This is a genomic window from Exiguobacterium sp. 8A (assembly GCF_902506275.1).
Taxonomy (GTDB): domain Bacteria; phylum Bacillota; class Bacilli; order Exiguobacteriales; family Exiguobacteriaceae; genus Exiguobacterium; species Exiguobacterium profundum.
This window is the reverse complement of record NZ_LR733660.1, coordinates 1-8,642: the sequence shown is the minus strand read 5'-3', so window position 1 is coordinate 8,642 and position 8,642 is coordinate 1. Positions and strand designations below refer to the sequence as shown.

The following is an 8,642-nucleotide window of genomic DNA, read 5'->3' as shown; positions in this document are numbered from 1 at the left end:
TTACAACTGCGAACGCGGTCAATGAAATCTAAAAAAAATGACCCCGGAACAATATCGGGACCATCTGATCGCAGCATAGAAAACGTGGACTTTTTATTAAACTGTCCATTTTACGGGGCTCAGTTCAAGATTAAAGACCTCATCTTTATCAAATATCTATCTTTAACCATTTACATATACTATTCAGTTCCAAGACAGATTTCCATTTTTTATAAAGTTGGTTGTTTTAAAATCAATTTTCCCATCACTAAAAATATAATAAAAATTTTTTCAAGATAATCACATATAAAGTGTCCGAACGCCAATGCATTCAGACACCATTCCAAGAGTATCAAAAGTCAAAAGACATATATTTTCAAAAAGAGAATACTTTTAGTTGTATTTTTGAAAGTCTACATTTCTATCTAAATATTTAATAGATGTTGCATATTGGGAAACCCACCATCACTTATTTACTTTATAGGAGAACTTCTAGCCACGAACGTTCAGCTTTCTCTTACCTTTTTGATAGTAAGAGAAGCAAAGTTTCTTCTCAGAAATCACCTTACTGTTTGTCAAAATAGAAAAGTTTTTAAATCAAGCTCGTTTTAAATTTTGCTTTTCGAGGAAATCAAGACCCTTAAGTTTGGTCGAAGATATAAGAAACGGAAACTTCTTAAGCTTCTTATCTAGAACTAGCGTAGACTTAACAACACCTTCAAGAATAGTGGAAGGTGAATCATACTCGTCTGATTTTATGGCTAGTCCTCCTTTCTAAATAATTCCATTACATTGCACGTAAAAAAAACTGAATAGTACTTTTTATCAAACGTCTATCATTCAAAGGTCTGTTCAGAATATACACTTGCTCCCTTTTTTCAACGTCAACAGTTTTTTAGTATATATGCCAGAAATCGTTTCATATTGTATTGCGATAAATTTAAGTCGAAACTAATTTAGCACTCTCTCATTTTGGTTTACATCCTGACCCTGCTTATTAAATTAGTTACACCTGCCTTGTTGAATATAAATAGTCTATTTGATTACACTGTTAATTCCGGGTGAATAAAAATTCTCATAAATTGAATGCTAATCAGTTCATTTTTGAAAGTCTAATTTTAAACCTTTCCTTTAAAATATAGTAAATACTCGTCCTATTGAAGGCTCGATTTTTTGTGAAAATATGATGTTAATCAATATGTATTATCCTCACCTATTTCGATAAATGAAGTCAATAGTAGAATACAGGAGGAATTAAGTTGAAACTAAAAACTGATGCCTATTTATTACATACTTTTTTCGGGATCTTTGGAGCAGGTAGGTTCTACGTCGGCGATATAAAATTAGGCCTATTTAGTTTATTTTCATTAGGCGGTTTTGGTTTGTTTTGGCTCTGCGACTTTTTCCTTCTATCTCGACGTGTTGAACAAGTGAACGCAATTAACGAAGCGATTTTTAGTTATGGAAATACATCTCATGCTTCTATTCATAGCGATTTATTAACAGAATTTAAAAGAAGCCACACTTCAATATCTATCATACCTAGTGAAGCTTTTAAACCAGAAACGCAGGAATCGATTTCATGAGTAATCATTTATTGTTCAGATAAATAATTCCATTCACAGAAACTGTGAGCAGGTTATACACGGTATCGTAAATTGGAGACTGTACAAATAGACTATATATTTTAATCACCAATATTTTAGGAAAGAGGCCACTTAACGTTTTAGCGGAAGAATTTGATTATAAAACAGTGTCGACATAACCACCGGATGAAGCATTTCATTAAAAATGCGAAAGAATCAATTTAGGTATGGTGATTATAGTAAATACTTAATTATAATTTTTCAGCTTAATTGAAAAATGAATGAATTATCTGCCTATGAACTGGAGGGACCCAAAGGTTTGGTCACCAAACCAACAGGACATGCGCCGAGGTCGAGAAACTCATGGAAGAAGGCGAGTTCCTCGAGATGGAGAACGCAGCGTTAAAAAAATTGAAAGCCTTGGTTCAAGAAGAGGAAGGACGTTGTTGCTATCGCCGTATCCACGCGCTCCTCGAGCGCCATAGTTTTAGAATTCTCATGGACAAGCTTGGTCTCAAGTGCCTCGGCCGTATGAATAAATATCGGTCCTATAATGAAAATGTCAGGACGATCGCACCGTACCTCCTCGGACGAGATTTCCAGACCACAAGCCTAAACTATAAGTGGGTTGTAATCAACGTATTAAAAAAAATCTCTCAAAGTAACGGATAATGATTCTGACAACCTGAAAATAGAGTGTGAGACATGATCCGAAATGAGGGATTTTTTTATGATTCGTGAGTTAAGAAGCAAAGGATGGACAATTAAAACTATCTCTGACGAGATGGGATATGCCCCTAAGACAATCCAAAAGTATTTGAATATGGAAAATGCACCTACGAAAGTGAAGCGGAAAAAGAGAAAAGGAAAATTCGAACCCTACAAAGACTACATAACCGAACGTATCAAAGAAGGTACAACCAATTGCGGTTTTATTCAAAAGCTAGGCTATAAAGGGATTCTGAGAGAGTATGTGAAACCTTACAGACTTCAGCCTAAAAAGCAGACTACCGTCAGGTTTGAAACGTCGCCTAAACGACAGGGACAGATGGATTGAAATGCGTATAGTATTCCATCATCCTCGGGTATTCAAAAACGCGATAGATCAAGTTCACGACCGACATGACGCTGAAGACTCTGATGAAGTACCGTATGAATACGTTCGCCTTCTTCAATGGTGTACGGCAACAAAATCTCTATGACAACATGAAAACTGAGCCCGGTGGAATACCGAACCCAGATTTTCCAAATCGTCTGACGAATTATTTATTATCTAATTTTTTGATCCAGTTCATAACTGGTTCTTTCTCTCTCCTATTTAGTCCAGAAAAAGAGCCGTTACATTCAAGTCAAAATTATTTACTTCAAACACTAACTGTTCGAGCTACCATCTATTTCGTATTATCATGTTACCATGGTGTGAATTTTTGTTTTTAGTAAATTTACTGTGTGATATAGTACAATAGGCCCAATTAGACCCGTTAAAATAATTAAAGGATACCACCAGTTCTGCCAATAAGTATTACCTAAATTAATTTGTAACAGTTTATTTGAAAGTTTTAAAAATGATAAATGAAAAATATAGACATATAGACTATAGCGATTTAAATTCAAAATGATTTTATTATTACCTATATGCGAAGTTGTTTTTGCATATAAAATAAACATCATGACCGTGAAAATCAACACTATGAAATCTGGAAATTCAGTGTAGTATGTCAAAAAAGGGTAGAAAATGAGTGAAAACACTCCTAAATAAAGATAACTATTTCTTTTAGTGAACTCGGTTTCTCTTACAACGACTCCTAATAGGATAAACATCATTGCGAATAACATTCCTTCATCCGCTACTAAACGATCTAGCATTAAAATTTTTGAATATCCAACTTCTGATGATAGATAATATAGTATGACTACAGTTAAAAACAGAATTCCAGGTCTTACCCCTGCATAGAGTAGAGGAGATAAGCAAACTAACGACAAAATTGCTCCAGATAAAAACCAGAGATGAACTCCTCCAATAGTTCCATTAATCAAATTATTGAATGTAAGAGAGGCGTAAAATTGTTCGGAGGTGTCATATTCTAAAAAGTTTATATTCAACTTCATGATTACATATGAAATGAATATGTAGAATACAGAGGCTAATAAATAATACATTAAATATCGCCAAATATTTTGTATTGCCTTTCTAAAAGTAACTGTAGAATTAAATTGGTGTTTCTTCGGAATATAAAAGAATCCGATTAACACATAAAAAAAAGGAACACCAATCTCCAAAATCAATCTGAAAAAAAAGTAATTCCAGAAGGTCTGAAATCCATTTTCAAAATAGATTGATATAAAGTGAATAGTAAGAGGCATCATCATTGCAATAACTCTAAATAAATTTATTGTGTAATTTATATTCATGTTTTCACCTTTTAATAAATAGAACTATAAATTTTATAGTTCTATTTATTAAATTATTTTTTCTTTGGTTTAAATATTTTCGAGAACATCCAGATACTAAATAATAAAACTAGTCCCCAAAGGAGATAGTTTAGATAAATATGATTAAAGATTTGTTTTTCATCTCCCTCTTCTTTAGACAGATGTTCTTCCTCTATTACATTTCCTTTAGTTTTTTGTTCAACTTCTTGTACTTCTAATGGTATTCCTTCATGATTAAAGGAATCCAACGCCACCATTTCTATTCTATCTTTCTTGTTTAAATTCAGGTCTTCTACATAGATTAAAAAAGATCCATCTTCTTTTACTTTTACAGCTCGCTTCTCAATGTTGTTCACATATATCCGAATTACTTTTGCTCCTTCAGAAGTACCAGAAATACTCGAATCCTTATAAGTGAATTTATCATATGCATTTATAAAAGCTTTTGAACGCAAAGGTTCAAATTGAATTTCCTCTAACACTTCATTGTTTGAATCTACTGAGATTAAACTCCATTCTTCTTTCGGCTGTGGATGCACATCCCGAGTATAAACTTTAAATTTACCATCTTGGATAGTCCCTGAACGTACATACTCTCCCTTCTTATACAGCCTAACTTTCTTCACCTCATTAGTAACCTCACCACTTAGATGATTCTGCCCTTGGTAATATGGATCAAGGATAGTCATCGGTAATTCCGAGTTGGTATTTCTCTCTAAGGGATTAGCAAACGTTGGTATTGCTGGAAATAAAAGTACAAAGACTATCACCAACGGGATTGATTTAGCACTACCTTTAATAATTACTTTCTTCTCAATCTTGTTAACAAACACATAAATTCCTCCGTTATCTAAAAGTTTTACTTTTAAGCTTAAAAATTATTTTATTACGTTTCCTTGAAATGCGTTTTCAAAAATTAAACACTTAGCGTTCAAAATTTAATTAGCCTCTCATTTCGTTCACTATTTTAAAAATAACGTACAAACACTTAGTAAAAATCTGTTAGGTTGTTAATAAGTATAACTAGAGGGCGCGCTGAATAAATTTGCTTGCACTATAAGCAATTGTTTTTCATGACCCGTAGTAGTTACAAGCGTTAACTTGTTTAGATCAAGCAGCTCACCTTCATCAAATTTTTCAAACGGTACTATGAAAACCTTCTCAATAATATAAGAAACTCTCTCGTTCTTTTTAATATTTTCGATAAATATAGTCTGTCCAACTTGAACATTTGAGAGTTTATTAAATAGACGGTTCTTCACAAAGCTATTCCGTCCAAATATAATATTACCGCTTTGAGTTGAATCTTTTACGCTAATCAACATATAATCTATCAATCTTAAATCATTATTATTAGAAGAGATGGAACTCCTTAAATTTATCGAAGGTATAATGAGTTGATTAACTTGATTTGTTTTGGATAGATACTTAGGATTTTTAGAAGGTAGCCTCTCTTCTGTCATTATTCTCTCCAAAATCTCATATGAATTGTTACTTTTTTGTTTTTCTTGTGGAAATAAATTTTTTGCTAGAGATAAAACAACCACAAGGCAAACGATTGTAAAGACGATCACGGTTTTTCGCATGAATTAAACTCCCTGCTTACGAGCCTTGAACTTCAAAAAAAAGACGTCCCTAGGACACCCTTTTTCAAAAAAACTAAAAAGTTAAAAATACTTCCTACCACTATATTTAATCAACCAATGTAATGATCATCCCCGCTTTTAAAGCCATCCCCCATCTACTCTTAAGAAAACCCATTCCCCATTCTTATATCTTGTCTCAAACACTTTAATTTTCTCGTTAAGATAAATAAGCTCTATATCTTCAATATGAAACGTTCGGCGGATAAACGTTTCGTGTTCATTTTCCATTTCCCAATGACGTTTCACAAAATTTAAGGCTTCTTCAGAAGATAGATTATGTTCAGTATGCTCAATTAGTTTGAGCGCATCGAAATTACTCCATTCCATATATTCATCTCCTGTTCTCTCAACTCTTATAATAAATTGAAGATATTGCTTGAATGTCCTCTACCACATAAATGTTGCCTGTAATACTAGTCCCAGGTTCAATCATAGTCCCTAAAGAATCTGAAACATAGGGATAGAAAGTTACGGACCCACCTGTCTTATTAAATATAGAAAAATCATTATACTCTACAAATAAAGTAGACTTGGAATGATTCTTAATTTCAATTTCAATTTTAGTTACATGTTCAGGTGGAGTTCGTTCAAATGAATCCCTTGAACGATAACTACTAATTTTCTTTAACGTAATCCGACATTCATTAGATTGATATAAGACGGCATAATCGCGTAAAAACTTCTTTCGCTGTTTAAACTCACTCCACCATTTCATCGTATATCTTCCTCACTCATTAAAAGTCCCATTGCATAGTTTCCTTTAATTCAGGATCAGTATAAACAACTTTGGAAACGTCTTCTTTGTTGATAATAAAATAAATTGTTCCTTCAACACTCTCTTCTTTATCAATCGTCTGCCCTAAACTATCTGCATATCCGTAAGCTTCAACCTTTTTGCCTTCTTTATTAAATACTTCAAAATCGAACATTCCGATCCCAATTTCATATTCTGCTAAATTCTTTACTTTTACTTTAAAACCTGTTACATGCTCAGGAGGCTCCACTTCCGCTGGATCCCGCTCGGTATATTCAAACATTTCCGTCAACTGAATCTCTACAATATCATTAGACTTTGGTTGGTCATCAATCCCATTAGAGCCACAGGCTATCAATGAGACTGTCAGCAATAATAAAAGTGATAAAAGTGTTATTTTTCTTTGCATTTTCTTCTCCTTTTACTGGTTAAAAAAATCAATTGACTAAATAATTATGTTTCATTTCCCAAATAAAACATACTCTTAAACGAAACTTTACACATCAGTGACATTTCACATTTTTTCCATCCATACAGCACTCAAAAAAATAATGGATGCTGACACTAAACTTAACGCTATTAATAAAAGAAATATGATCAGTATCATATCTATCTCCTTTCAAAAACGAGACAGACGGAATCTTCCGTCTGTCCGTTCACATCCTAAACATAAAAATGCATTACTTTACTGTAATTTGTGTCGCAGGTGTTTCACGACCCGACTCCAAAATACCTACCACTTTAATTGTTTGACCTGCTTCCAAGCCGAAGTCTAATACATAAACTCGGAAAGCCCCGTTTTCAATCACACCACGGTTCACTGCAGTGCCATCAGGAAGGTAGACTCGCATCCGTTTAACATTAGTGTCAACTGTACCTGTAAGTTCTTTATCGCCAGTAGTGTAAGCATTGACTTTAGGTGGATTCGACTTCTCAGCGGCCACTACAATCGTTTGACCTTCTGCAAGAACGCGCCCAGCATCAGTTCGTGCTTTTACAGTAATGGTATCTCCAGCTTTTGCAGCTACGACTCCATTAATCAACATGCTACCGTAGAACGTTCCATCTGCTTCAACAGCACGTGTGCGGAGGAACTTACCGTTGACATAAATATCAACTTTATCTGCACGATCCGTAGTGACTCCATATAGTGTGTTATCACTTTCAACAAAAGTTTTGATTTCAACAGGTTTAGCCTGAACAATTGTTGTTGCTTCTTTACCTGCAACATCGTTTACACTGTAAGGAATTACCGTAATGACATCTCCAACTTTTGCAATCGGTGACCCATTCGCATACAAACTTCCATAGAATGAACCATCTGCTTCAACGTTACGTTTTCGCACTAATTCACCATTCACATAGATTCTTACATACGATGTTCCAGTAGTAGTTTGTCCTGTAATCCAGTTTTCACCTTCAACATACGTATCGAGTGTTGGTGCGCCTACCATGGCATCTGCTTTAACAATAATATCTTTTGCAGTTCCACGACGTCCTTTTTCATCAACTGGCACTACTGTCACTTTGTCTCCTTCTTTTAATGTATTAGAGACATGACCGTAGAATGAACCATCAGTTTCAACTGGTCTCCAACGAATCAACTGGTCATTTAGATAAATATAGACTCGGACTGTGTTCTTCGAAACAGTACCACGCGCATACAAATCTTTAGTCGTCATTTCATCGAATGTGAGAACTTGAATACTTGCAACCTCGGCATCATCAAGCTGTTTCTGCATGTCCTCGAGCTGGTTCGTGAGCTCTTCCTTCTGCGGACCTTCTGGGAGTGCGTCCACTTTCGCTTTCGCGTCGTCGATCGCCTTCTGGTCCGTTCCCGGCTTGATCACGCCTGATCCGTCCGCGAGGTCCTTCACCGCGTTCGATGCATCCAACAAGTCTTGCGCCACGTCCACGAGATTCGTCAACTCGTCCTTGAGGTCTCCCTCTGGGAGCGCGTCCACTTTCGCACGGGCATCATCGATCGCACCTTGGTCCGTCGTCGGCGCGAGTGCGTTGTGGTTCTCATCCGTGAACAAGTCGTCTACTGATGCGGTTGCAGCGTTCGCTGCTTCCTCGGCAGTACGGTCATCAAGCTGTTTCTGCATGTCCTTGATCTGGTTCGTGAGCTCTTCCTTCTGCGGACCTTCTGGGAGTGCGTCCACTTTCGCTTTCGCGTCGTCGATCGCCTTCTGGTCCGTTCCCGGCTTGATCACGCCTGATCCGTCCGCGAGGTCCTTCACC

9 protein-coding genes are annotated in these 8,642 nt (G+C 35.7%); 2 read left to right on the top strand and 7 right to left on the bottom strand.

The annotated features are described in order from the left end of the window. Positions 1 to 1,238 precede the first annotated feature (1,238 nt). Both GVY42_RS15590 and GVY42_RS15585 read left to right on the top strand, forming a co-directional pair. Positions 1,239 to 1,565, top strand: a complete 327-nt coding sequence (locus tag GVY42_RS15590) for a TM2 domain-containing protein (protein WP_159565643.1) — start codon at positions 1,239 to 1,241, stop codon at positions 1,563 to 1,565. A gap of 730 nt (positions 1,566 to 2,295) precedes the next feature. After that, positions 2,296 to 2,622, top strand: coding sequence for a hypothetical protein (locus tag GVY42_RS15585; protein WP_159563770.1), 327 nt, complete (start codon positions 2,296 to 2,298; stop codon positions 2,620 to 2,622). A 347-nt stretch (positions 2,623 to 2,969) separates the two neighbouring features. Here GVY42_RS15585 and GVY42_RS15580 read toward each other — a convergent pair whose 3' ends face one another. The 7 genes from GVY42_RS15580 to GVY42_RS15550 all read right to left on the bottom strand — a co-directional run. Then, a complete protein-coding gene (locus tag GVY42_RS15580) occupies positions 2,970 to 3,977 on the bottom strand; it encodes an acyltransferase family protein (protein WP_159565641.1) in 1,008 nt (335 codons plus the stop codon). Between the two features lie 53 nt (positions 3,978 to 4,030). Then, entirely contained in the window at positions 4,031 to 4,831 is an 801-nt protein-coding gene (locus GVY42_RS15575) for an immunoglobulin-like domain-containing protein (protein ID WP_159565639.1), read from the bottom strand. Between the two features lie 177 nt (positions 4,832 to 5,008). Then, on the bottom strand, positions 5,009 to 5,584 hold the full coding sequence (locus GVY42_RS15570) for a hypothetical protein (RefSeq protein ID WP_159565637.1): 576 nt from the start codon (positions 5,582 to 5,584) through the stop codon (positions 5,009 to 5,011). Positions 5,585 to 5,722: 138 nt separating this feature from the next. Beyond that, a complete protein-coding gene (locus GVY42_RS15565; protein ID WP_159563775.1) occupies positions 5,723 to 5,971 on the bottom strand; it encodes a hypothetical protein in 249 nt (82 codons plus the stop codon). A 19-nt stretch (positions 5,972 to 5,990) separates the two neighbouring features. After that, positions 5,991 to 6,359, bottom strand: a complete 369-nt coding sequence (locus GVY42_RS15560) for a DUF4352 domain-containing protein (protein WP_159563776.1) — start codon at positions 6,357 to 6,359, stop codon at positions 5,991 to 5,993. A 19-nt stretch (positions 6,360 to 6,378) separates the two neighbouring features. Next, a complete protein-coding gene (locus tag GVY42_RS15555; RefSeq protein WP_159563777.1) occupies positions 6,379 to 6,807 on the bottom strand; it encodes a DUF4352 domain-containing protein in 429 nt (142 codons plus the stop codon). Between the two features lie 271 nt (positions 6,808 to 7,078). Then, a partial coding sequence (locus tag GVY42_RS15550; protein WP_236550107.1) for a toxin Cry1Ac domain D-VI-related protein occupies positions 7,079 to 8,642 on the bottom strand: 1,564 nt, incomplete at its 5' end.